Source organism: Micromonospora sp. NPDC005413 (assembly GCF_040606435.1).
In the GTDB taxonomy this organism is placed as follows: Bacteria; Actinomycetota; Actinomycetes; order Mycobacteriales; family Micromonosporaceae; genus Micromonospora.
Genome location: NZ_JBEXEV010000010.1, coordinates 33,070 through 53,916 on the forward strand (window position 1 = coordinate 33,070; position 20,847 = coordinate 53,916).

A 20,847-nucleotide genomic window follows, 5' to 3' on the forward strand; every position below is an offset into this window, starting at 1 on the left:
AACAGACCGTCGGTGGGACCCGAGGCAGCCGGTACATCCCGTATCGTCACGACCCGATGGAGAATCTGACCACCCGCGGGCGCGTGACCCGGTTGGGCGCGACCGCACTCGGTCTCGTCCTGCTGCTGGTCGGCACCTTCTGGGGCAGCGACGACGACTTCCCGTTCGGCCCGTTCCGGATGTACTCCACCTCCAACCCGCCGAACGCACCCGCCCCCGACACCCGCGTCGAGGGCGTGAACAGCTCCGGGGCGGTGATCGACCTCGACCAGGCCGCCACCGGCATCCGCCGTGCCGAGATCGAGGGTCAGCAGGCCCGGTACGCCGCCGACCCGACGCTGCTCACCGAGGTCGCCGACGCGTACGCCGAACGCCACCCGGACGCCGCCGAGCTGGTCGAGGTCCGGATCGTCATCCGCTGGCACGGCATCCGCGCCGGTCGACCGACCGGCAAACACACCGATGAGACCGTGGTCCGCTGGCAGGCCCCCCGATGAGCCGCTGGCTGACCGAGGCTGTGCCCCGGGGGCGGGTGGCCGCGTTCCGCACCCTGATCTACCTCTTCGTCACCGCCGACCTGGTGATCTTCACTCCCTGGGTACGCACCCGGGTCAGCGTGCCCGGCGAGCTGTACCAGCCGCTGTTGATCGGACGTGTGCTCCAACTGCCGACGCCGACCTCGGCGCTGGTGGCGGTGATCTTCTGGTCGCTGCTGGTGCTCGCTCTCCTCGCCGCGACCGGACGCGCGCCCCGACTGCTCGGCTGGGCGGTCTGCGCGCTGTACCTGGAGTGGATGTTCATCGCGATGAGCTACGGGAAGGTCGACCACGACCGGTTCGGGTTGCTCATCGCGCTGGCCGTGCTGCCCACCGCCGGTCGGGCCCGGCACGGCGACACCACCCGCACCGAGGCCGGTGGCTGGGCGCTTCGAGTCACCCAGATCGCAGTGATCTGCACGTACTTCCTCGCCGCCTGGGCCAAGCTGCGCTTCGGCGGCCTGGACTGGGTGACCGGCTCGGTCCTGGCCCGCGCGATCATCCGACGTGGCACCGATCTGGCGGACCTCATCGCCCAGGTGCCGTACCTGCTGATCGTCGCCCAGTTCGGCATCGTGGCCTTCGAGCTGCTGAGCCCGGTGGTCTTCCTGCTACCGCCCCGCTGGCGACTCGCCATGGTCGGTTTCTTCTACTCGTTCCACGCGATCACCATCGCGACCATCACGATCTCGTTCGCGCCGCACCTGGCCGCGATGACCAGCTTCCTACCGCTGGAGCGGGTCCGCCCGCTGGTCTGGGCCCGCCGGTTAGCCGGCCGCGACACCCCCGGGCCAGCGACGGACGCGTCGGAACCGGACCCGGCGGGCGCCGGCACGGAGCCGGTGCCGCTTGGTCAGGCTCCGGTGGGAGCCAGTGCGGAACGGGCGCCGCTCGGCGATCAGGCCCCGGTGCTCGGCCGGCCGGCCGGCCCGTAGAGCCGCTCCCGGGCCTCCTGCGGTAGCGAGCAGGCCGCCGTGCCACCGGGAAGCCGGTGCCGGTTGCGGGCCACCCAGCGGTACGCCGGCCAGGCCGCAGCACGTGCCGGCGGAAACCGCAGGCCGGCTCCGGCGACCCGCCAGAGCGGGCCGCTCGCGGCGAGCAGCTTCGCGATGGCGTCCGGCCCGGCGGCGCGTGAGCCGTCCGCGCCGACCCACTGCACGGCCTCCTCGCACTCGTCAGCCGTGAGGCCGAGCGCGTCCAGGTCGGCAAACTGCCAGGGCACCACCCGTGCGCCGGTGGGGATACGGCGTTCGATGAACTCCGCGCAGCGCGTGCAGAACGCGCAGTCGCCGTCGTAGACGAAGGTCGACGTCTCCATGGTGTCCATCCTCCACTCCCCGACCACCGAAACGACCATCGGTGTACGGCGGGTCACTTGCGCTTGACTCGTACACGTGTTCGAATAGTGCCCATGCGCTGGGACAACCTCACCGCTCCCCCGGTTGAGGGAGACCCCGAGCGGGCAGCGCCAGCGACGCCACCCCTGCCGCTGGCGCTGCCCGGCGCCATCGCCCGCACCTTCGACACCCCCGAGTTCGCGGGGATGACCTTCTACGAGGTCCGGGCCAAATCCATCATCAACCGGGTGCCCGGGCAGTCCCGCGTCCCCTTCGAGTGGACGGTCAACCCGTACCGAGGCTGCTCTCATGCATGCCTCTACTGCTTCGCGAGAAATACCCACACCTATCTCGACCTCGATGCCGGTGCGGACTTCGACCGGAAGGTGATCGTCAAGGTCAACGCCGGTGAGCTGGTCCGGCGGGAGTTGGCCGCGCCGAAATGGCGGGGCGCGCACGTCGCGATGGGCACCAACGTGGACTGCTACCAGCGGGCCGAGGGGCGTTATCGGCTGATGCCGCAGATCATCGCGGCTCTGCGAGACTTCGCGAACCCGTTCTCGATCCTCACCAAGGGCACGCTGATTCTGCGGGACCTGCCGCTGCTGCGCCAGGCCGCCGAGGTGACCAGGGTCGGCATCTCCTACTCCGTGGGCTTCGTCGACGAGCAGCTCTGGCGTGCCGTCGAGCCGGGCACACCGCACCCGCGTCGCCGACTGGACGCGGTCCGGGCGCTCGCCGACGCCGGCTTCTCCGTCGGGGTGCTGATGGCCCCGATCCTGCCGGGGCTGAGCGACAGCGACGAGTCGATCGACGCCACCGTTTCGGCGATCGCCGACGCCGGAGCGACCAGCGTGACCCCGCTGGCCCTGCACCTGCGTCCCGGCGCTCGGGAGTGGTACGCGGGCTGGCTGGCCCGGGAGCACCCGCACCTCGTGCCCCGCTACCGCGAGCTCTACCGAGCGGGCTCCTACGCCCCGCAGGCGTACCAGCGGGAGTTGACCGCGCGGGTGCGGATCGCCGCCCGTCGGCACGGGTTACACCGTGGTGAGCTGGGCGACAACCGCCCCGTGCCCGAGCCTCCTCCATCGCCTGCCGCCGAGCAGCTGACCCTGCTCTAGCCTCGGGGCGGCGCTACAGTCGGCGGGTGCGTACCGCTCAGCAGATCCTCGCCGACTCCGCCGTGATCGCCGTCGTAGGCGCTTCCCGCGACCCGTTGAAGGCCGCGCACGGCGTGCCGTTGCAGATGCAGCAGCACGGCTGGCGGATCATCCCGGTCAACCCGACCGTCGACGAACTCTTCGGGGAGCGGGCGTACAAGACGCTCGCCGACATTCCGCACCCCGTCGACCTGGTGGACGTGTTCCGGCCGGCCGCCGACGCCGTGCAGGTGGTCCGCGACGCCGCGGCGATCGGCGCCCCGGCGGTCTGGCTGCAACTCGGCATCGTCTCGGCCGAAGCACGGCGGATCGCCGAAGAGGCCGGCATGGACTACGTCGAGGACCGCTGCCTCATCGTCGAACGTAACGCCGCCGGCCTGACCCGCCTCCCCTAACCACCCACCCACCCCACCCCACCCCGCCCCGCCCCTGCTCCGTCGATCATGGAGTTGTGGTGCCGGATTCGCGGTTTTTTACCGCATCTGTCCCCCACCACAACTCCATGATCGACGGAGCAGGGGCGGGGGCGGGGCGGGCGGTATGGCTGCGTGGCGGTCGCACGCTGCGTTGTGTCCTTTTCGCGGCTGTTGCGTGCCTTCGCTGGACGACGGGCTCTGCCTCGCCGGTTCCTGGCACTGACGGTCGCGGCGCTGGTAGCGGGGGTGATGGCCGGCGGGTTGCTCCGGGTGCCCCAGGTGGACTCCTCCGCAGTGAGCTTGGCGGTTTGGGTGACCATCGGCGTCCGGCTGCTGGCCGGACGGTGGTGGCCGCCGCGAGACGGCCGACTGCACTGGCGGGAGCGGGTCACCGGCCTGGACACGGTCGAACCCGGCCTGGTGGCACGCCGGTTGCTCGCCGGCTGGGTCGATCTGGCGGCGGAGTGGGTCATGCTGACCGTGATCGGGGCGGCCCTGCTGGCCAGCTTGACTGAGCAGGGCCTCTGGGTCGACATCGTCCGGCCGGTGCTCGCCGTCGGAGTCGCGGCATGGCTCGGTCGGACGGCCTACGCGCAGGCGCGGTTCACGGGTCAGCTGGCGTTGACTCCCCGCGCGATCCGGCACGGCCGCCAGGTCCTGGACTGGACGAACATCGACCGGGTCAGCCGCACCGGCGCGACGTTCGGCTGAACGGCGTACGGCTGCGGCCCGCGGTCTGGCGGTCGCTGCAGCCCGCCCCGGTCGTCTTCGGCAGGGACACGGCGGTGCCGGAGGACCGGCTGATCGCGGCATTCGAGGAGTACCGGTTCCAACCGCAGGACCTGGCCAGGGAGCCGGCTGACGTGCGGATCAGAGCTTGTACTCCTTGAGCAGGCCGCGGGAGATGATGGTCTTCTGGATCTCCGAGGTGCCCTCGCCGATGAGCAGGAACGGGGCCTCCCGCATCAGCCGCTCGATCTCGTACTCCTTGGAGTAGCCGTAGCCGCCGTGGATGCGGAACGCCTCCTGGACGACCTCGGCGCAGTATTCGGAGGCGAGCAACTTGGCCATGCCGGCCTCGACGTCGTTGCGCTGACCGGCGTCCTTGAGCCGGGCGGCGTTGACCATGAGGGCGTGCGCGGCCTCGATCTTCGTGCCCATCTCGGCGAGCTTGAAGGCGATCGCCTGGTGCTTGGCGAGCGGCTGGCCGAAGGTCTTGCGCTGCTGGGCGTAGCTCACCGCCAACTCGAAGGCGCGGATCGAGATGCCGCACGCGCGGGCGGCCACGTTGACGCGGCCCACCTCGATGCCGTCCATCATCTGGTAGAAACCGCGACCCACCTTGTCGGCGCCACCGAGGATGGCCGAGTCGGGCACGGTCACCCCGTCGAGCACCATCTCGGTGGTCTCGACGCCCTTGTAGCCCATTTTGTCGATCTTGCCCGGGATGGTGAGGCCAGGGGCGGTCTCGCCGAAGCCCGGCTCCTTCTCCAACAGGAAGGTGCTCATGTTGCCGTACACCGACTCGGCACCGGTGTCGGTCTTGACCAGGGTGGCCACCACCGAGGAGTACGCCCCGTTGGTCAGCCACATCTTCTGCCCGTTGAGCACGTAGCTGTCGCCGTCGCGGACAGCCCGAGACTTGATCGCGGCGACGTCGGAGCCGGTCTCCGGCTCGGACATGGAGAACGCACCGCGCACCTCGCCGGTCGCCATCTTCGGCAGCAGGCGGGCCTTCTGCTCCGCGGAGCCGTGCTGGGAGATCAGGTACGCCACGATGAAGTGGGTGTTGACGATCCCGGAGATCGACATCCAGCCCCGGGAGAGCTGCTCGACCACCAGCGCGTAGGTGAGCAGCGACTCGCCGAGCCCGCCGTGCTCCTCGTCGATGGTGAGGCCGAACAGCCCCATCTCGCGCATGCCGTCGAGGATGTCGGTGGGGTACTCGTCGGCGTGCTCCAGCCGCTGGGCGTGCGGGATGATCTCCTTGTCGGCGAACTCCCGGACCGTCTCCAGGATCGACAGCTGCACATCGGTCAGGCCGGGCGTCTGGGCGAGTCTGGCCATCTCAGCCTCCGGGGATCAGCGCACTACTCATGGGTAACTGAACGCTGGGTCAGTATCGGCCTCCGGAGCCGGCAAGGCCAAGGTGACCAGTCCACACAACCGCTGTGAAAAGGTTCACCGCTGCGGGTAGCGTCCGGCAAGAGGGACTTTTCCGGCACCGGCAGGAGGAGGACAGCTGTGAGCTACCCGCCGCCGTCGGGACCGCCCGGGGACGAGCCGCCGCCGTCACCCTACGAACCACCCCGGGACCAGTCGCCGTACGGGCCACCGGCGGACGAACCATCGCCGTACGGGCAGCAGGGGCCGCACCAGTCGGCGCACTGGAGCCAGCAGCCGGCGTACCCCCCGCAGGGCCCCTACGGCCAGTACGGCCCACCACCGTCCGGCCCAGGTCGGCCCACCAACGTGCTGGCGATCCTGTCGCTGGTGTTCGCCTTCGTGTTTCCGCCGGCCGGTGCCGTCCTCGGCCACGTGGCCAAGCGGCAGATCCGTACCAGCGGCGAGGAGGGCGACCAGCTCGCCACCTGGGGGCTGATCCTCGGTTACGTCTTCACCGGGCTCACCGTGCTGGCCTGCTGTGGCTGGCTGGCCCTGGTCACCCTCGGCAACACCGGCAACAGCGGGGGCTACTGACCCGACGGGCCGATCTGGACCAGCGCCGTCAGCGGAACCGAGCCTCGCGGACGCTGTTGCCGCCGTCGACCACCAGCATCTGACCGGTGATGTACGAGGCGGCCGGAGAGCACAGGAAACTGATCGCCGCGGCGACCTCGTCCGGAGTGCCCGGTCGACCCACGGGAGTGCCCAGCCCCTGCTTGATCTCGGCCATCGTGGACGCCGCGGTGTAGATGGTGCCGGGCGCCACCGCGTTGACGGTCACCCCGTCGGCGATCATCTCCATGGCCAGCGCCCGGGTCAGCCCGACCACCCCGGCCTTCGCCGCGGCGTACGCGGCCTCGGTGGGCAGGGCGTTGACCGGGCCGGCCGTGGCCGCCAGGTTGACGATCCGACCCCAGCCCCGCTCTGCCATCCCACCGATGAACGCCCGACTGCACAGAAAGGCGGTGGACAGGTTGCGGTCGATCTCGCCGCGCCACTCGTCGTAGGTCAGCTGCGCCACCGGCCGCAGCACCCCCTGGCTGGCCCGACTGGCCAGGCCGGCGTTGTTGACCAGCACCTCGACGTCGCCCAACTGCTCGGCGACCGCGTCAGCCAGGGCACCGACCTCGGACTCGTCGGTCAGGTCCGCGACGAAGCCGGTCACCCCCAGCTCGCCGGCCCGCTCGTGGATGCGCCGGGTGGTGGAGACGATGGCCACCCGCGCGCCCAGGTCGGCGAGTCGCCGGGCGGTGGCGTACCCGATGCCGTCCGGGCTGCCCGCCCCGGTCACCAGGGCGACCCGCCCATCGAGCCGCATGGTCACCGGGTCGGCGAGCGCGACCGGCTCGTCAGGACCAGGGCTGCCGGCCGGCGTGGCCGCACGGGCACGCCGGGCCACGCCCGGGCGGCTGACGTCCCGTCTGGGTCGGCTGCCGGAGCGGTCCGCGGCGCGCGCGTCGAATGCCATGCCAGGATCCTGCCCGTTACGACCGGCCCGAGCAATGCGGCACCCGGTAGCAGGGGCGTCAGGTTTGGGCTGCGGTGGCTACCCTGACGGCGCACCCGACCTGACGGAGAGTTCGCATGACCAATAATCCCCCGCCCTCCGGCGGCTGGCACGACCCGGCGTCGTCGGGACAGCAATTCGACGACCCCACCCTCCCGGTGAGCAGCCAACCGGTACCCGCCCAGCCGACCGCCGCGTACCCGTACGCACCGAACGACCCGTACGCGGGCGGCGCGCCGCAGATACCGGTCCAGCCCGGCCCGTACGCGGCCACACCCGGTTACCCACCACCGGCCGGCTACCCGGGTTACGGCTACCCGCCCGCACCGAAGCAGAACGGCCTGGCCATCGCCGCGATGGTCGTCTCGATCATCGGCGCCCTCGGCCTCTGCGGCTACGGCCTCGGCGGCTACATCGGCGCGATCGGCGCGATCCTCGGCCACGTTTCCCGCAAGCAGATCAGGGAGCGCGGCGAGGGCGGCGAGGGCTTCGCCACCGCCGGCATCATCGTCGGCTGGGTCGCCACCGCACTGGCCGTGCTGGCCACCATCGCCATCGTGATCTTCATTGTCTGGGTGGCGAACCAGGACTCGTCCAGCTACGAGACCGGCACCTACTGAGTTCGGCGAGCCGCCCCCGGGGGCGACCCGGGGGCGGCTCGGCCGGTCACTCCGGTGCGGTGAACGACGAGGTACGGCTCATCCCGGCGGCCCGGCCCTTGGCCGCGACCACCAGTGCCATCTTGCGGGACGCCTCATCGATCATCTCGTCACCGAGCATCACCGCGCCGAGCTTGCCGCCCGCCTCCGAGGTGTAGTGCTCGTACGCGTCGAGGATCAGCTCGGCGTGGTCGTAGTCGGCCTGCGCCGGCTGGTAGACCTCGTTGGCGGCATCGATCTGGCCCGGGTGCAGCACCCACTTGCCGTCGAAGCCCAGCGCGGCCGAGCGCTTGGCGACCTCGCGGAAGCCGTCCACGTCCCGGATCTGCAGGAACGGGCCGTCGATGGCCTGCTTGTCGTGCATCCGGGCGGCCATCAGGATCCGCATGAGGATGTAGTGGTACGGGTCGCCCGGGTAGTCCGGGATCAGCGCGCCGACCACCAGCGACTTCATGTTGATCGACGCCATGAAGTCGGCCGGGCCGAAGATGATGGTCTCCACGCGCGGCGAGGCGCCCGCGATGGCGTCCACGTTGACCAGGCCGGCGGCGTTCTCGATCTGCGCCTCGATGCCGATCCGGCCGACCTCCAGGCCGAGCGTCTTCTCGATCTGCGTGAGCAACAGGTCCAGCCAGTGCACCTGCTCGGCGTTCTGCACCTTCGGCAGCATGATGCAGTCCAGGTTCGCGCCGGCGCCCTCGACGACCTCGATGACATCCCGGTAGGTCCACGGGGTGGTCAGGTCGTTGACCCGCACCACGCGGGCCTTGCCGGCCCAGTCGCCCTCGTTGAGCGCGGCCACGATGTTCTTGCGCGCGTCGGGCTTGGCCAGCGGGGCGACCGCGTCCTCCAGGTCGAGGAAGACCTGGTCGGCCGGGAGTCCCTGCGCCTTGCCGAGCATCTTGACGCTGGAACCCGGCACGGCGAGGCAGGACCTGCGGGGGCGACCGACTGCGGCCATGGATGCGCTCCTTCCAGCGTCCGGCGGGCATGCCGACGCCACTGATGTCAGATCCGAGAACTTAACGATCCCAAAGGGCGTTGTGACGCCACGGTAACCTCGCGCCATGACCGGGGTGAATGGACCTGTGGAAGATCTCACTGGGCGTCGGCTGGTGGTCGTGACCGGGGCCAGCTCCGGCATCGGGTTGGCTGCCGCCGTGCACCTGGCCTGCCGTGGTGACCAGGTGGTGCTGGTCGGGCGGGACCCTGCCCGCCTACAGGCGGCGGCGGAACGGGTACGCGAGAACTCGGGTGAGCGTCCGGAGTTGTTCCGGGCCGACTTCGCGGTGCTCGACGACGTACGCGGGCTCGCCGAGCGGCTGCGCGACGCGTACGACCGGATCGACGTGCTCGCCAACAACGCAGGCGCCATCGCGCTGCAACCACTCACCACCGTCGACGGTTTCGAGATGTCGATCCAGGCCAACCACCTGGCCCCGTTCCTGCTGACCAACCTGCTCGCCGACCGGGTGGGCCGGATCGTGGTGACCGCCTCCGGTGCGCACCGCTTCGGCGCGCTCGATCCGGACCACCTCAACGCTCCGCTGCGCGGCTACCAGCCGATGGGCGCGTACGGCACCAGCAAGCAGGCGAACATCCTGTTCACCGCCGAGGCGGCCCGCCGCTGGCCGGGCATCCCCGCGTACAGCTTCCATCCCGGGGTGGTGCGCACCCGCTTCGCCAATGACAGCAGGCTGGTCGCCTTCGGTATGCGGATCCTGCCGTTCCGCAGCCCCGAGAAGGGCGCCGAAACCCTGGTGTGGCTGGCCAACCAAGACCGCTCCCGGCTGGTCGACGGGGGATACTACGCCGACCGCCGGCCGCGTCAGCCCCTCCGGAAGGCCGCCGATCCGCAGCTCGCCGCCCGGCTCTGGGCGGCGAGTGCGAACGCCGTCGGCATCACCGAATGAGGGAGCCATCATGCTGACACTTGTCGCGATCGTCGAGTTCGCCGTCGGGGCCGAGGCCGCCGGGCAGCGTTACGAGGACGCCGTGCTGGCCCTGCTCGGCCGGCACGGCGGTCAGTTGGAACGACGGCTGCGCGGCACCGACGGGCAGACCGAGGTGCACGTGATCCGGTTCGACGCGCGGGCCGGCTACGAGTCGTTCCTCGTCGACCCGGACCGGGCGGCACTGCGCGCCGCGCTCGGGGAATCCGCACCGACCACCCGGGTCATCGAGGTCCACGAGGGCTAGGCCGGCGGCCGTGCGGTCCCGACGCGCCGGACGTCGTCCCCCGCCGTCGTGCGATCAGTCGTTCAACGGGGTCGGGTCGGTCGGCAGCGCGGTGGGTGCGGCCCGGCGGCCACCCAGCACCACCACCGCCACTCCAACCAGCAGCAGCGCCATCCCGAGCAGCGCGTACGGGCGGGGAAGCTGACCCAGCCAGGCCCAACCGAGCAGGGCCGCGCCGGGTGCCTCCAGCAGGATCAGCACGCTCACCGTGGTCGCCGGAATCTTCTTCAGGGCGTAGTTGAACATCGAGTGCCCGAGCAGTTGGGCTCCGGCCACCAGGGCCAGGATGGCCAGCCAGGTACGCCCCTCGAACCCGGTCAGCCGGACACCGCCGACCAGGCAGATGACCAGCAGGATCAGCGCGCAGATCCCGTAGCAGATGGTGGTGTACGTGGTGGTGCTGATGCTGGCCCGGGCCCGCTCACCGAAGGCGGTGTAGATGGCGGCGAACATGCCACCGGTCAGCGCCAGCACGTCGCCGAGGACGGCCCTGCCGGAGACACCCACGTCCGCCCCGGTCGCGATCACCGCGCCGCCGACCGCCACCGCGATGCCGATCCACACGACCAGGGGCAGCCGACGCCCCTGGGCGCGGGCGATCAGCCCCTGCCAGACCGGCTGGGTGGCGACCAGGGCGGTGGCCGCCGCGACCGAGGTGAGCTGGGCGCTCGGCATCCAGGTGGCGAAGTGCGCGGCCAGCGCGACCCCGGAGAAGACGCAGAACAGGCCCTCCCGCCGGCCCACACCAACGGTCAGCCTGCGGAACTCGGCGCGGCGCCGGGCCAGCGAGAAGGGGCTCAGCACGGCCACCGCGAGCAGGTTGCGCCAGAACGCGATGGCCAGCGCGGGGGCGGCGGCGTACGCGATCAGCGGCGCGGACGACGACACCGCGACCACGGCCAGACCGACCGCGCCGGTGGTCAGTGGATCCAGGGACGGGCGGGGTGAAGGCGGGGACACGGGAGGTAATCCTCACACGCATCACGGACAGCACGGAACGTCAGCACTCCGTTACGATCACGCGGGTCCGCGCCGGCGACCCTCGACCGCCCGGAGGCGCTCCCCATGCCCAGCTACCAGGCGGTGCTGTTCGACTTCTTCGGCACCCTGACCCGTTCGGTGCAGCGCGGCGTCGCGCACGTCGGCACCGCCGAGCTGCTCGGGTGCCCCACCGACACGTTGACCGCGGTGCTGGACCGCACCTACTACGAGCGGGCCACCGGCCGGCTCGGCAACGCGGAGGCGACCCTTCGCTGGGTGTGCGCCCAGGCCGGCGTACACCCCAGCGACCATGCGGTGCGGGCGGCGGTGGCGTCCCGGCACCGGGCGGTCCGCGCGGACACCTGGCTGCGCCCCGACGCCGTGCCGGTGCTGGCGGCCCTGCGCCAACGCGGACTGCGTACAGGTGTGATCAGCGACTGTACGCATGAGCTGCCGGCCTTCCTGCCACAGCTCGCGGTCGCCCCACTGCTCGACGTGCGGGTCTTCTCGGTGCAGGTGGGACGGTGCAAGCCGGATCCGGCGCTCTACCTGACCGCCAGCCAACGGCTCGGGCTCGCGCCCGGCGACTGCCTGTACGTCGGTGACGGCGGCAGCCAGGAGCTGACCGGTGCCGAGCGGGCCGGGATGACCGCCGTCCGGCTCGCCGCACCGGACCTGGCCACGCACATGGTGTTCAACGCCGATCTGGACTGGCGCGGCCCCACGCTCAGCACACTGCGCGAGGTGCTCGCCCTCGTCGACACCGACGCCGAGGTGGTGGGCGCCGGCGGTCGGGCGGGTTGACGCGCGGGCGACTCGATCAGCGGCGACGGACCCGGTGCAGGCGGAACGGTTTGCGGGTGACCCGGACCGCCGGAGTGGGCCGGGGCGGCTCGGCCTGCGCGTCGGCCGGCAGGTCGGCGCCGGCCAGCGGCGTACCGGCGGGGGCGAGCCGGTTCACCGCGCACCCGTCGGCTGCCCACCGGGCCACCAGATCGGCGGTCGGGCCGGGCGCGTTGAGGCGCTTCGCCGCCACCAGTGGCGCGGTGGTGTCCCACGCCTCGGTGCCCGGCTGCACCCGGGTCACCCGGGCCGACCAGGTGACGATCCGACCACCGTGGTCGCCGCGCAGGGTGACCTGGGCCTCGGTCGCGTCGGCCAGACCCGGCGCGGCCTGCTCGCCCGGCCCGCTGACCACCAGGAGCGTGCCCTCAAGCGGGGCGCACCAGAGCGCGAGCGCCGGGCCACCGGGCACGCTGACCCAGGCCACGGCGGCCTTCTTCATCGCCTCGTCGACCAGCGGTGTGCTCCCGGGGGCATCCTCGTCCGTCACACCCGCATTCTCCCGCATCGGCACCTCCGCTCAACCCACGAACGGCGGCACGGCGATCTCGCCCCGAGCCACCGGCATCACCTGGCCGGCGACCGTCGCGCCGACCGTCGCGCCGTTCGCCGCGGTGACCGTGCACGCCAGCGCGGAGGGACGGTTCATCTCCACACCCTGGCGCACCGCGTAACGGGACAGCCCTTCCCCGGGCAGCAGGCCGCTGGCCACCAGCCAGACACCGAGACCGAGCGCCGCCGAGCCGGTCGCCGGGTCCTCCGGTACGCCGAGCCCTGGAACGAACACCCGGGCGTGCGCGGTTTGGCCGGCGGGGTCCCAGGAGAAGACGCTGACATGCGCCACCCCGTACCGCTCGGCCGCCGCCGGGTTCACCCGCGCCCGGGCCACCGCCTCCGGCCGCACCGGCAGGTACGGAAACTCCAGCCCGCAGCCGGCGACGCGTGGGGCGGGCCCGATGTGGTCGTCCGCGACCAGCCCGGCGATCTCCAGCAACGGCTCCGGGTCCAACTCCGGCCCGAGGGTCGGGGTGCCACCGGTCAGCGTCGCCCCGGACGCGGTCACCTCGACCGGCAGCACCCCGGCCTGGCACTCCTGGGTGACCTGCCCCACACCGAACATGCCGCGCCGGCTCGCGGTGACCGCCGCGCCGACACTCGGATGCCCGGCGAACGGCAACTCCTCGACCGGGGTGAAGATCCTGACCCGGTAGGTGGCGCCGACCTGGGTCGGTGGCAGCACGAACACCGTCTCGGACAGGTTGAACTCCCGCGCGAGAGCCTGCATCTGCTCGGTCGCCAGCGCCTCCGCGCCGAACACCACGGCCAGCGGGTTGCCGGCGAAGGGCCGGTCGGTGAAGACGTCCACGATCTCGTAGGCCAAGGTCGACATGTTGATAAACACTAGGCGCTTAGGCTGGTGCCCGTGAGCACGCCGACCCGGGTCTACATCGCCCGTCTCGCCGGAGTCGCCGTCTTTGACCCGAACGGCGATCAGGTGGGCCGAGTTCGTGACGCCGTGGGACGGCTACGGGCGACCAAGCGTCCGCCGGAGGTGGTGGGCCTGGTCGCGGAGATGCCGATGCGTCGTCGGATCTTCCTGTCCATCAACCGGATCACCTCCATCGACGCGGACGCCGTCGTGCTCGGCTCCGGCACCCTCAACCTGCGCCGGTTCGAGAAGCGCCCGAACGAGCTGCTGGTGCTCCAGGAACTGCTGGACCGGCGGGTGCAACTCGACCCGGGCGGTCAGCCCGGCGCGGTCGTGGACGTCGCGATGGAGTGCACCCGGGGTGGTGAGTGGTCGCTGACCCGTGTCGCCGTACGCGAGCAGACCGGGCGGCTGACCCGCCGGGGCCACCTGCACCAGGTCGAGTGGGACCGGGTGCGCGGGCTCAGCGGCATCGCCGACAACCGGGGTACGGCGAACCTGCTCGCCGTCCTGGAGGACATGCGCCCGGCCGACCTGGCCAACGCGCTGCAGGATCTGCCCGACGCGCGGCGCAACGAGGTCGCGGCCGCGCTGGACGACGAGCGGTTGGCCGACGTGCTCAGCGAGCTGCCGGAGCACGACCAGGTGGAGATCCTCGCCGCCCTCGATCGGGAGCGGGCCGCCGACGTCCTGGAGGAGATGGACCCGGACGACGCCGCGGACCTGCTCAACGAGCTGCCCCCACCGGAGCAGGACGTGCTGCTGGACCTGATGGAGCCGGACGAGGCCGACCCGGTGCGTCAGCTCCTCAAGTACACGCCCGGCACGGCGGGCAGTGTGATGACCTCGGAGCCGGTCATCCTGCCGCCGGACGCCACCGTCGCCGAGGCGCTGGCCCGGATCCGGGAGCCACAGCTCTCCCCCGCCGTCGCCGCGCAGGTCTTCGTGACCCGGGCACCGCAGAACACCCCGACCGGCCGCTACCTGGGCATGGTGCACTTCCAGGCGCTGCTGCGCGAACCGCCGGCGGACCTGCTGGGCAAGGTGGTGGTCAACGACATCGAGCCGCTGCGCCCGACCACCCCGCTGCCGGAGATCACCCGCCGGATGGCCACCTACGACCTGGTCGCCATGCCGGTGATCGACCGGAACAACCGGCTGGTCGGCGCTGTGACGGTGGACGACGTGCTGGACCACCTGCTGCCCCGGGACTGGCGGGACCGCGACACCCTGGCCGCCCCGGGCACCACCGACGCGATGCTGGATGGCGCAGATGGCTGACCAGCGGCGGGCGGAGCGGCTCGACCAGCCACGCGAGCCCCGGGGCATCAAGCTGCCCCGGTTCGACGCGGAGGCGTTCGGCCGGTGGTCGGAGGGCATCGCCCGGAGCATGGGCACCGCGAACTTCCTCGTCGTCATGACGGTGGTGATCGCGATCTGGTTCGTCTGGAACACGTTGGCCCCGGCGGTCCTGCGCTTCGACCCGTACACCTTCACGTTCCTGACCCTGGTGTTGTCGTTGCAGGCCAGCTACGCGGCGCCGCTGATCCTGCTGGCACAGAACAGGCAGGCCGACCGGGACCGGGTGGCCCTGGAGGAGGACCGGCGGCGAGCCACCGCGCAGAAGGCGGACACCGAGTACCTGGCCCGGGAGATCGCGGCACTGCGGATCGCGTTGGGCGAGGTGGCCACCCGCGACTACCTCCGCTCCGAGCTGGCCCGGCTGGCCGAGGAGCTGGACGAGGCGGGGCAGCGCCGGCAGCGGCTGGAGCGCCGCCAGCAGGAGAAGGGCAGCCGACAGGAGAAGCGTGGCCAGCGGCCGACCGACGGTGTTGGCCTGGACGAACCACGCGACGACCTGGACGGCGACTTCACCCGGGACGCCCGACCGGACGGCACCGGACCGCGCCTGTCGGACGGCTGACCAGCGGGTCGAGGCGGGCCATCGATTGGCTCACACCGACCCGGGCAGCAGCGGCAGCGGATGCCCCGCGACGTAGCATTGCGGGCATGTCAGCACCCGTGAGCACCGTCGAGGACGCGATCCAGGCCGCCCTGGCCACCGTCAACGACCCGGAGATCCGCCGGCCCATCACCGACCTGGGCATGGTCCGCTCCGCCACGATGGGTGCCAGCGGTGTCGTACGGGTCGAGCTGCTGCTCACCGTCGCCGGTTGCCCGCTCAAGGACAAGCTGCGTACGGACATCACCGCCGCGGTCACCGCCGTGCCCGGGGTTACCGGCGTGGAGATCGACTTCGGTGTGATGAGCCCCGAGCAGCGGCAGTCGTTGCAGTCGCAGCTGCGCGGCGGTGGTGCCACCGAGGAGCCCGTCATCCCCTTCGCCCAGCCCGGCTCGCGTACCCGGGTGTACGCGGTGGCCAGCGGCAAGGGTGGCGTCGGCAAGTCCAGCGTGACGGTCAACCTGGCGGCGGCGCTCGCCGCCCGCGGGCTCTCCGTCGGCGTGGTCGACGCGGACATCTACGGCCACTCGGTGCCTCGGATGCTCGGCGCTGACGGCCGGCCCACCCGCGTCGAAGACATGATCATGCCGCCGCAGTCGCACGGTGTGAAGGTGATCTCGATCGGCATGTTCACCTCCGGCAACGCCGCAGTGGTGTGGCGTGGCCCGATGCTGCACCGGGCGTTGCAGCAGTTCCTGGCCGACGTCTACTGGGGCGACCTGGACGTGCTCCTGCTCGACCTGCCCCCGGGCACGGGTGACGTGGCCATCTCGCTGGCCCAGCTGCTGCCCAACTCGGAGATCCTGATCGTCACCACCCCGCAGACCGCCGCCGCCGAGGTGGCGGAGCGGGCCGGTTCGATCGCCCTGCAGACCCACCAGCGGGTGGTCGGCGTCATCGAGAACATGTCCTGGCTGGAGCTGCCGGACGGCTCCCGGATGGAGATCTTCGGTGCCGGGGGCGGCGCGGCCGTCGCCGAGTCGCTGAGCCGGACCATCGGCGCTCAGGTGCCGCTGCTCGGGCAGATCCCGCTGGACACCCGGGTCCGCGAGGCCGGCGACGCCGGCAACCCGATCGTGCTGGCCGCGCCGGAGTCCCCGGCCGCGAAGGCGCTCGGCACGATCGCCGACCGGCTCGCGCTGCGCCGTGAGTCGCTGCTCGGCAAGCCGCTCGGCCTCAAGCCCGCCGGGCGCTGACCGTCTGGAACACCATCAGCCCGCTGGCCGATCGGCCGGCGGGCTGATCACATGACGCGTCGGTCAGGTGGCGGGTCGGTCAGGTGGCGTCGTCGTAGCTGACGCGGGGGGCGGGCGCCGAGGGGGCGCCGGTGGCCGTGCCGGGCCGGGTCCCGTTCGACCGCACGTCCGCGGCGCTGGCCACGTCCTTCAGGTCGTTGTGCACGCCGCTGACGTCCGCACGCAGGTTGTCGTAGACGCCCTGCAACGGCTTGCGGATCGCCGCCTCGTCCTCCTCGCTGAGGAGGTGCTTGCGGATGAACGCCTTCGGGTGCAGGTCCTCCAGCTGGATGTCGGTGCCCAGCTCGCGACTCAGGTCGCCGGTGGCGTTGCGGGCCATGTTGCGCAGGTTGCGCACCAACCGCAGGCCGTCGGAGATGACTGCGGGCAGTCGGTCACCGAAGATCAGCAGCGCCAGGAGCAGCAGCGCCCCGATCTCCCACCAGTTCAGGTTCTCGAACATCCCGCTGGCCTCCTCTCGGCGTCAGCAGCAAGACTACGCACGCCGGACGGCGTTCGGGCAAGGGGTGAGCCGGTGTTCACTTGGCGTCCGCCGCGAGAGTTACCGAGGTGTTCTGGCGGGAGGAGCCCCGCCGGAACTCGACGGTCACCACCGAGCCGGGCGCGAACTTGCGGACCAACGCGGTCAGGTCCGTCGGCTCGGTCATCGGTCGGCCGTTGACTTTGAGGATCACGTCGCCGACCTTCAACCCGGCGCCGTCCGCCGGCCCGGACGGCTCCACCTCCGCGAGCCGCAGGCCACCCCCGACAACTCCGCTCGGGCCCTCGGCCCGGGCGCCGATCACCGTACGCCGGGCCTTACCGGTGCCGATGATGTCCTGCGTCACCCGCTTGGCCTGGTTGATCGGGATGGCGAAGGCAAGCCCAATGTTGCCCGCCTCCTGCCCCTCGGCGACCAGTGACTTGATGGTGGAGTTCACCCCGACCACCCGCCCGGCACCGTCGACCAACGGGCCGCCCGAGTTGCCGTGGTTGACCGCGGCGTCGGTCTGGATGGCCGCGTAGTAGCGCACCGGGCCGCCCGGCTCGCCGGCCTGCATCGTCCGGTCCAGGGCACTCACGATGCCGGCGGTGACCGTGTTGGCCAGCGACAGCGGCGAGCCGATGGCGAGCACCGGGTCGCCGACCGCCAGCGCGTCGGAGTCGCCGAACTCCACCGGCCGCAGCCCGGGGCGACTCACCTTGATCACCGCGATGTCCGACTCCGGGTCCTGACCGACGATGGTCGCCGGCGCGGTACTGCCGTCGTTGAAGACCACCGATGCCTTGCCGGTGCCACCGGCCACCACGTGGTCGTTGGTGATCACATGGCCGTCGGCGGTGGCGACGAAGCCGGAGCCCTCACTGGTCCCGCCGAGGCTGCTCACCCGCACGGTGACCACGCTGGGCAGGACACGTTCGGCGACCCCGGCCAGTGACTCGGGCCTGCGCTGGGCCAGTGCGGGGACCTCCGCCGGCGCACCGCCGAGCACCGCCCCGGCAGCCCCGCCGCGTACCGCGAACGCATAGCCCAGCGCGCCGCCGAGGGTGCCGGCCAACAGCGCGGTGATCACGGAGATGAGCAGCAGTTGGCGCAGCGCCGGCCGGCCCGGCGCGTCCGGATCGGTGACCGGCTCTGGCTCGGTGCCAGCCACCACCACCCCGGGCACCACCACCGCGGTCGGCGCCGCCGGATCCCGCCACGGATCGGCGAGCGCGTCCGACCACCAGGGCGACGCGCCGGCCGGGACGGGCCCGCCCGCGATCGGTGTCGGCCAGCTCGGCGACGGACCGGCGGTCGGCACACCCGCCACGGGCATCGCTGGCGGGTGCCCGGATGTCGGTGCGCCGCCTGGCGGCACAGTGGGCGCGCTGCCAGCCCCCGGCATGGTCGGCGACCCCGCCGGCGGGGCCCCTGCCCCGGGCGGTTGCGCCGGAGCCGGAGTCTCACCGCCCCGGCGCCAGTCCCAGCCGTCGGTCACGTCGGTGCCTCCCAGTCCGTCCCCGGATCCCGCACCGCGTCGCCCGGCCACGGGCCGGTCTGGTCGCGGCTGACGGGATACCGCCTCCAGGATTGCACGGATGCACGCGGTGGAGTCAGCGGTTGCCCCTGTGATCGCAACAGGCGGAGGCGCGGCTGCGCCCCACGGCGGTCGCCTCTACGCTCACAGTGCCAACCCGCCCCCGCACCACGCACCGCCCCCGGAGGTGCCCCATCGCCACGGTCGCCGGTTCCGGCAGTTCGACGACCCAGGCTCAGCAGTTCGCCGAGTCGTACGCTACCGAGGATCTCGTTCTGCGCACCGCCCGCAGCCTGGCCCATGAGGTGGGCCTCGACGCGGTCACCCCCGGCGCGGGAGCGGCACTGCGGCTCCTGGCCGCCGCCGGCAACGCCCGTGCGGTGGTGGAGATCGGCACGGGCACCGGGGTGAGCGGGGTCTGGTTGCTGCGCGGCATGCGCGTCGACGGTGTGCTCACCACCATCGACGTGGAGGTGGAGCACCAGCGGATCGCCCGGCGGATCTTCGCCGAGGCGGGCTTCGCGGCCGGCCGTACGCGGATCATCACGGGTCGCGCGCTCGACGTGCTGCCCCGGCTCGCCGACGGCGCGTACGACCTGGTCTTCGTGGACGCGGAGGCCACCGGCTTCCATGCCTGCGTGGAAGCGGCGCTGCGGCTGCTGCGCCCGGGGGGCGTGCTCGCGCTCAACGGCGTGCTGGCCGGTGGCCGGATCGGCGACCCGGCCGCCCGGGACGCGGAGACGGTCACGGTCCGCGAGACGATCAAGGCGGTTCGGGAGTCGGAGCACTGGATCCCCGCGCTGCTTCCGGTCGGGCACGGGGTGCTCGCCGCGGTGAAGTGCTGACGTCGCTCAGTCGACGCTGGCCAGCCAGCGCAGCAACGACCGGACGCCCCAGCCGGTGGCGCCGCGGCTGACCTCGGCGTGGTCGCCGTCCGCCCAGGACGGGGCTGACATGTCCAGGTGCAGCCAGCGGTCCCGTAGCTCGCCGGTGAACTCGCGCAGGTAGAGCGCGGCCAGCACCGAGCCGGCGCCCTGTGTCGGCGCGCTGTAGAGGTCGGCGATCTCGCTGCCCAGGTACTCGACGTAGTCGGTGTGCAGCGGCATCCGCCATGCCGACTCGCCAGCCGACTCGGCCGCGGCCAGCACGTCGGCGGCCAGCCGGTCGTTCTCGCTGTACAGGGCGGCGGTGCGCTTGCCCAGCGCCACGGCGTTGGCACCGGTGAGGGTGGCCAGGTCGAGCAGCAGGTCCGGTTTGAGCTGCTGCACCGCGTACGCCAGTGCGTCGGCGAGGACCAGTCGGCCCTCGGCGTCGGAGTTGGTCGTCTCGCTGGTCGTCCCGCCGTAGTGCCGGATGACGTCGCCGGGGCGGAACGCCGAGCCGCTGACCATGTTCTCGGCAAGCGGGGCCAGCGTGGTGACCCGGACCGGCAGCCGCAGAGCGGCCGCGCCCAGGGTGGCGGCGACGACCGCAGCCGCGCCGGCCATGTCCTTGCGCATCAGCTTCATCGCCGGCACCGGCTTGATCGAGATGCCGCCGGTGTCGAAGGTGATGCCCTTGCCGATCAGCACCACGTGTGTACGCGCGTCGGCTGGATTCCAGTCCAGCTCGACGAGCCGGGGGCCGCTGGCCGAGCCACCGCCCACGGCGAGGATCCCGCCGAAGCCCTCGGCGGCCAGCTCGGCCGGGCCACGGACCCGCAGTCGCAGATCCGGCAGGTCGGCTGCGGCGGAGGCCACCTGGTCGGCGAACCACTGCGGGGTCTTCACCGAGGAGGGGGTGTTGGTCAGGTCACGGGCGAGATGGGTCATCGCCGCGGTGGTCCGGGCCGTGGCGACGGTCGCCTCGTACGCGGTCGGGTCGCCGAGCAGCAGATCGACGCTGTTGAGCGCCGGCCGGTCGCCAGCCTCGGTCAGTCGGAACCGGTACGGGGCGAGCAGCAGCCCCTCGGTCAAACCGCGGACGGCGGCCGAAGTCACCTCGGCCGGTAGCGCGATGGTGATATGCGTCTCATCCGTGGCAGAGCGGGCCAGGGCCGCCCCAGCCGTCCGCCAGGCCGCCTCGTCGCCGTCGCCGATGCCGAGCAGCAACAGCCGACCGGGGGTACGCCCGGGACGCAACTGGGTGTGGATCTCGCCGGCTCGGCCGGTCAGTCGGGCCGCCGGCACCAGCGCGGCGGCCTCGTCGGCCGTGCTGTCCGGAGGTGCCACGGCGGTCGACATCGGCTCCGCCGGGGTGCCACCCTCCCCTGCCGGATCGGTGGGACGGACAGGCAGGACGAGGACGTCGAGCCGGTCGGGCTCAGCGATCAGACGGATGGCGAGCACGCGGAACCGTACCTCCAGGAAAGTGTCGC

General features: G+C 72.0%; 24 protein-coding genes. 14 read left to right on the forward strand and 10 right to left on the reverse strand.

The window, feature by feature from the left end; translation table 11 throughout:
• Positions 1 to 56: 56 nt before the first annotated feature.
• Complete coding sequence (locus ABZS37_RS14040) at positions 57 to 497, forward strand: hypothetical protein (protein WP_355168813.1); 441 nt, start codon at positions 57 to 59, stop codon at positions 495 to 497.
• The gene (locus ABZS37_RS14045; protein WP_355168815.1) at positions 494 to 1,471 is read left to right on the forward strand and encodes an HTTM domain-containing protein; all 978 of its coding nucleotides are present in this window, start codon (positions 494 to 496) and stop codon (positions 1,469 to 1,471) included. Before ABZS37_RS14040 ends, ABZS37_RS14045 begins: the two co-directional genes overlap by 4 nt.
• On the opposite strand, the gene ABZS37_RS14050 is transcribed toward ABZS37_RS14045, so the two are convergent.
• Positions 1,435 to 1,854, reverse strand: a complete 420-nt coding sequence (locus ABZS37_RS14050) for a DUF393 domain-containing protein (RefSeq protein ID WP_355169047.1) — start codon at positions 1,852 to 1,854, stop codon at positions 1,435 to 1,437. The two genes, ABZS37_RS14045 and ABZS37_RS14050, sit on opposite strands and share 37 nt — an antisense overlap.
• Positions 1,855 to 1,947: 93 nt before the next feature.
• Here ABZS37_RS14050 and ABZS37_RS14055 point away from each other — a divergent pair, with 93 nt between their 5' ends.
• The 3 genes from ABZS37_RS14055 (at position 1,948) to ABZS37_RS14065 (ending at position 4,160) form a co-directional block, all read left to right on the forward strand.
• Positions 1,948 to 2,994: an Rv2578c family radical SAM protein gene (locus ABZS37_RS14055; RefSeq protein WP_355168817.1), complete on the forward strand. Its 1,047-nt coding sequence runs from the start codon at positions 1,948 to 1,950 to the stop codon at positions 2,992 to 2,994.
• Positions 2,995 to 3,020: 26 nt separating this feature from the next.
• Positions 3,021 to 3,428 carry a CoA-binding protein gene (locus ABZS37_RS14060; RefSeq protein WP_355168819.1) on the forward strand — a complete coding sequence of 136 codons (408 nt, stop codon included), beginning with the start codon at positions 3,021 to 3,023 and terminating at the stop codon, positions 3,426 to 3,428.
• A 315-nt stretch (positions 3,429 to 3,743) separates the two neighbouring features.
• Positions 3,744 to 4,160: a hypothetical protein gene (locus ABZS37_RS14065; RefSeq protein ID WP_355168821.1), complete on the forward strand. Its 417-nt coding sequence runs from the start codon at positions 3,744 to 3,746 to the stop codon at positions 4,158 to 4,160.
• 159 nt (positions 4,161 to 4,319) lie between these two features.
• On the opposite strand, the gene ABZS37_RS14070 is transcribed toward ABZS37_RS14065, so the two are convergent.
• Positions 4,320 to 5,516, reverse strand: coding sequence for an acyl-CoA dehydrogenase family protein (locus ABZS37_RS14070; protein WP_355168823.1), 1,197 nt, complete (start codon positions 5,514 to 5,516; stop codon positions 4,320 to 4,322).
• A 177-nt stretch (positions 5,517 to 5,693) separates the two neighbouring features.
• Between ABZS37_RS14070 and ABZS37_RS14075 the strand changes: the two genes are divergently transcribed.
• Entirely contained in the window at positions 5,694 to 6,149 is a 456-nt protein-coding gene (locus ABZS37_RS14075; RefSeq protein WP_355168825.1) for a DUF4190 domain-containing protein, read from the forward strand.
• Between the two features lie 28 nt (positions 6,150 to 6,177).
• Here ABZS37_RS14075 and ABZS37_RS14080 read toward each other — a convergent pair whose 3' ends face one another.
• Positions 6,178 to 7,014: an SDR family NAD(P)-dependent oxidoreductase gene (locus ABZS37_RS14080; RefSeq protein ID WP_354995613.1), complete on the reverse strand. Its 837-nt coding sequence runs from the start codon at positions 7,012 to 7,014 to the stop codon at positions 6,178 to 6,180.
• A gap of 185 nt (positions 7,015 to 7,199) precedes the next feature.
• Here ABZS37_RS14080 and ABZS37_RS14085 point away from each other — a divergent pair, with 185 nt between their 5' ends.
• Entirely contained in the window at positions 7,200 to 7,742 is a 543-nt protein-coding gene (locus ABZS37_RS14085) for a DUF4190 domain-containing protein (protein WP_355168827.1), read from the forward strand.
• Between the two features lie 46 nt (positions 7,743 to 7,788).
• Here ABZS37_RS14085 and ABZS37_RS14090 read toward each other — a convergent pair whose 3' ends face one another.
• A complete protein-coding gene (locus tag ABZS37_RS14090) occupies positions 7,789 to 8,742 on the reverse strand; it encodes a CoA ester lyase (protein WP_355168829.1) in 954 nt (317 codons plus the stop codon).
• A gap of 127 nt (positions 8,743 to 8,869) precedes the next feature.
• Here ABZS37_RS14090 and ABZS37_RS14095 point away from each other — a divergent pair, with 127 nt between their 5' ends.
• Together ABZS37_RS14095 and ABZS37_RS14100 are read left to right on the forward strand one after the other, a co-directional pair.
• Positions 8,870 to 9,694: an SDR family NAD(P)-dependent oxidoreductase gene (locus ABZS37_RS14095; RefSeq protein WP_355169049.1), complete on the forward strand. Its 825-nt coding sequence runs from the start codon at positions 8,870 to 8,872 to the stop codon at positions 9,692 to 9,694.
• A gap of 10 nt (positions 9,695 to 9,704) precedes the next feature.
• A complete protein-coding gene (locus ABZS37_RS14100; RefSeq protein ID WP_355168831.1) occupies positions 9,705 to 9,980 on the forward strand; it encodes a hypothetical protein in 276 nt (91 codons plus the stop codon).
• A 54-nt stretch (positions 9,981 to 10,034) separates the two neighbouring features.
• Here the strand turns inward: ABZS37_RS14100 and ABZS37_RS14105 are convergent, their stop codons facing one another.
• A complete protein-coding gene (locus ABZS37_RS14105; protein ID WP_355168833.1) occupies positions 10,035 to 10,979 on the reverse strand; it encodes a DMT family transporter in 945 nt (314 codons plus the stop codon).
• 105 nt (positions 10,980 to 11,084) lie between these two features.
• On the opposite strand from ABZS37_RS14105, the gene ABZS37_RS14110 reads away from it, so the two are divergent.
• A complete protein-coding gene (locus ABZS37_RS14110) occupies positions 11,085 to 11,804 on the forward strand; it encodes an HAD family hydrolase (protein ID WP_355168835.1) in 720 nt (239 codons plus the stop codon).
• A 16-nt stretch (positions 11,805 to 11,820) separates the two neighbouring features.
• On the opposite strand, the gene ABZS37_RS14115 is transcribed toward ABZS37_RS14110, so the two are convergent.
• Together ABZS37_RS14115 and ABZS37_RS14120 are read right to left on the reverse strand one after the other, a co-directional pair.
• Positions 11,821 to 12,351, reverse strand: a complete 531-nt coding sequence (locus ABZS37_RS14115) for a hypothetical protein (protein WP_355168837.1) — start codon at positions 12,349 to 12,351, stop codon at positions 11,821 to 11,823.
• 12 nt (positions 12,352 to 12,363) lie between these two features.
• Entirely contained in the window at positions 12,364 to 13,233 is an 870-nt protein-coding gene (locus tag ABZS37_RS14120; protein ID WP_355168839.1) for a PhzF family phenazine biosynthesis protein, read from the reverse strand.
• A gap of 33 nt (positions 13,234 to 13,266) precedes the next feature.
• Here ABZS37_RS14120 and ABZS37_RS14125 point away from each other — a divergent pair, with 33 nt between their 5' ends.
• The 3 genes from ABZS37_RS14125 (at position 13,267) to ABZS37_RS14135 (ending at position 16,431) form a co-directional block, all read left to right on the forward strand.
• Positions 13,267 to 14,553, forward strand: a complete 1,287-nt coding sequence (locus ABZS37_RS14125) for a CBS domain-containing protein (protein ID WP_355168841.1) — start codon at positions 13,267 to 13,269, stop codon at positions 14,551 to 14,553.
• Complete coding sequence (locus ABZS37_RS14130; protein WP_355168843.1) at positions 14,546 to 15,196, forward strand: DUF1003 domain-containing protein; 651 nt, start codon at positions 14,546 to 14,548, stop codon at positions 15,194 to 15,196. The genes ABZS37_RS14125 and ABZS37_RS14130 overlap by 8 nt, the downstream gene beginning before the upstream one ends.
• An 86-nt stretch (positions 15,197 to 15,282) precedes the next feature.
• Entirely contained in the window at positions 15,283 to 16,431 is a 1,149-nt protein-coding gene (locus ABZS37_RS14135; protein ID WP_355168845.1) for an Mrp/NBP35 family ATP-binding protein, read from the forward strand.
• Between the two features lie 79 nt (positions 16,432 to 16,510).
• On the opposite strand, the gene ABZS37_RS14140 is transcribed toward ABZS37_RS14135, so the two are convergent.
• Positions 16,511 to 16,933, reverse strand: a complete 423-nt coding sequence (locus tag ABZS37_RS14140) for a preprotein translocase subunit TatB (protein WP_355168847.1) — start codon at positions 16,931 to 16,933, stop codon at positions 16,511 to 16,513.
• Positions 16,934 to 17,009: 76 nt separating this feature from the next.
• Positions 17,010 to 18,290: a trypsin-like peptidase domain-containing protein gene (locus tag ABZS37_RS14145; RefSeq protein WP_355168849.1), complete on the reverse strand. Its 1,281-nt coding sequence runs from the start codon at positions 18,288 to 18,290 to the stop codon at positions 17,010 to 17,012.
• 476 nt (positions 18,291 to 18,766) lie between these two features.
• Here ABZS37_RS14145 and ABZS37_RS14150 point away from each other — a divergent pair, with 476 nt between their 5' ends.
• Positions 18,767 to 19,336, forward strand: a complete 570-nt coding sequence (locus ABZS37_RS14150; protein WP_354995615.1) for an O-methyltransferase — start codon at positions 18,767 to 18,769, stop codon at positions 19,334 to 19,336.
• A 6-nt stretch (positions 19,337 to 19,342) separates the two neighbouring features.
• Here ABZS37_RS14150 and ABZS37_RS14155 read toward each other — a convergent pair whose 3' ends face one another.
• Positions 19,343 to 20,818: a leucyl aminopeptidase family protein gene (locus tag ABZS37_RS14155; protein ID WP_355168851.1), complete on the reverse strand. Its 1,476-nt coding sequence runs from the start codon at positions 20,816 to 20,818 to the stop codon at positions 19,343 to 19,345.
• Between the last annotated feature and the right edge of the window lie 29 nt (positions 20,819 to 20,847).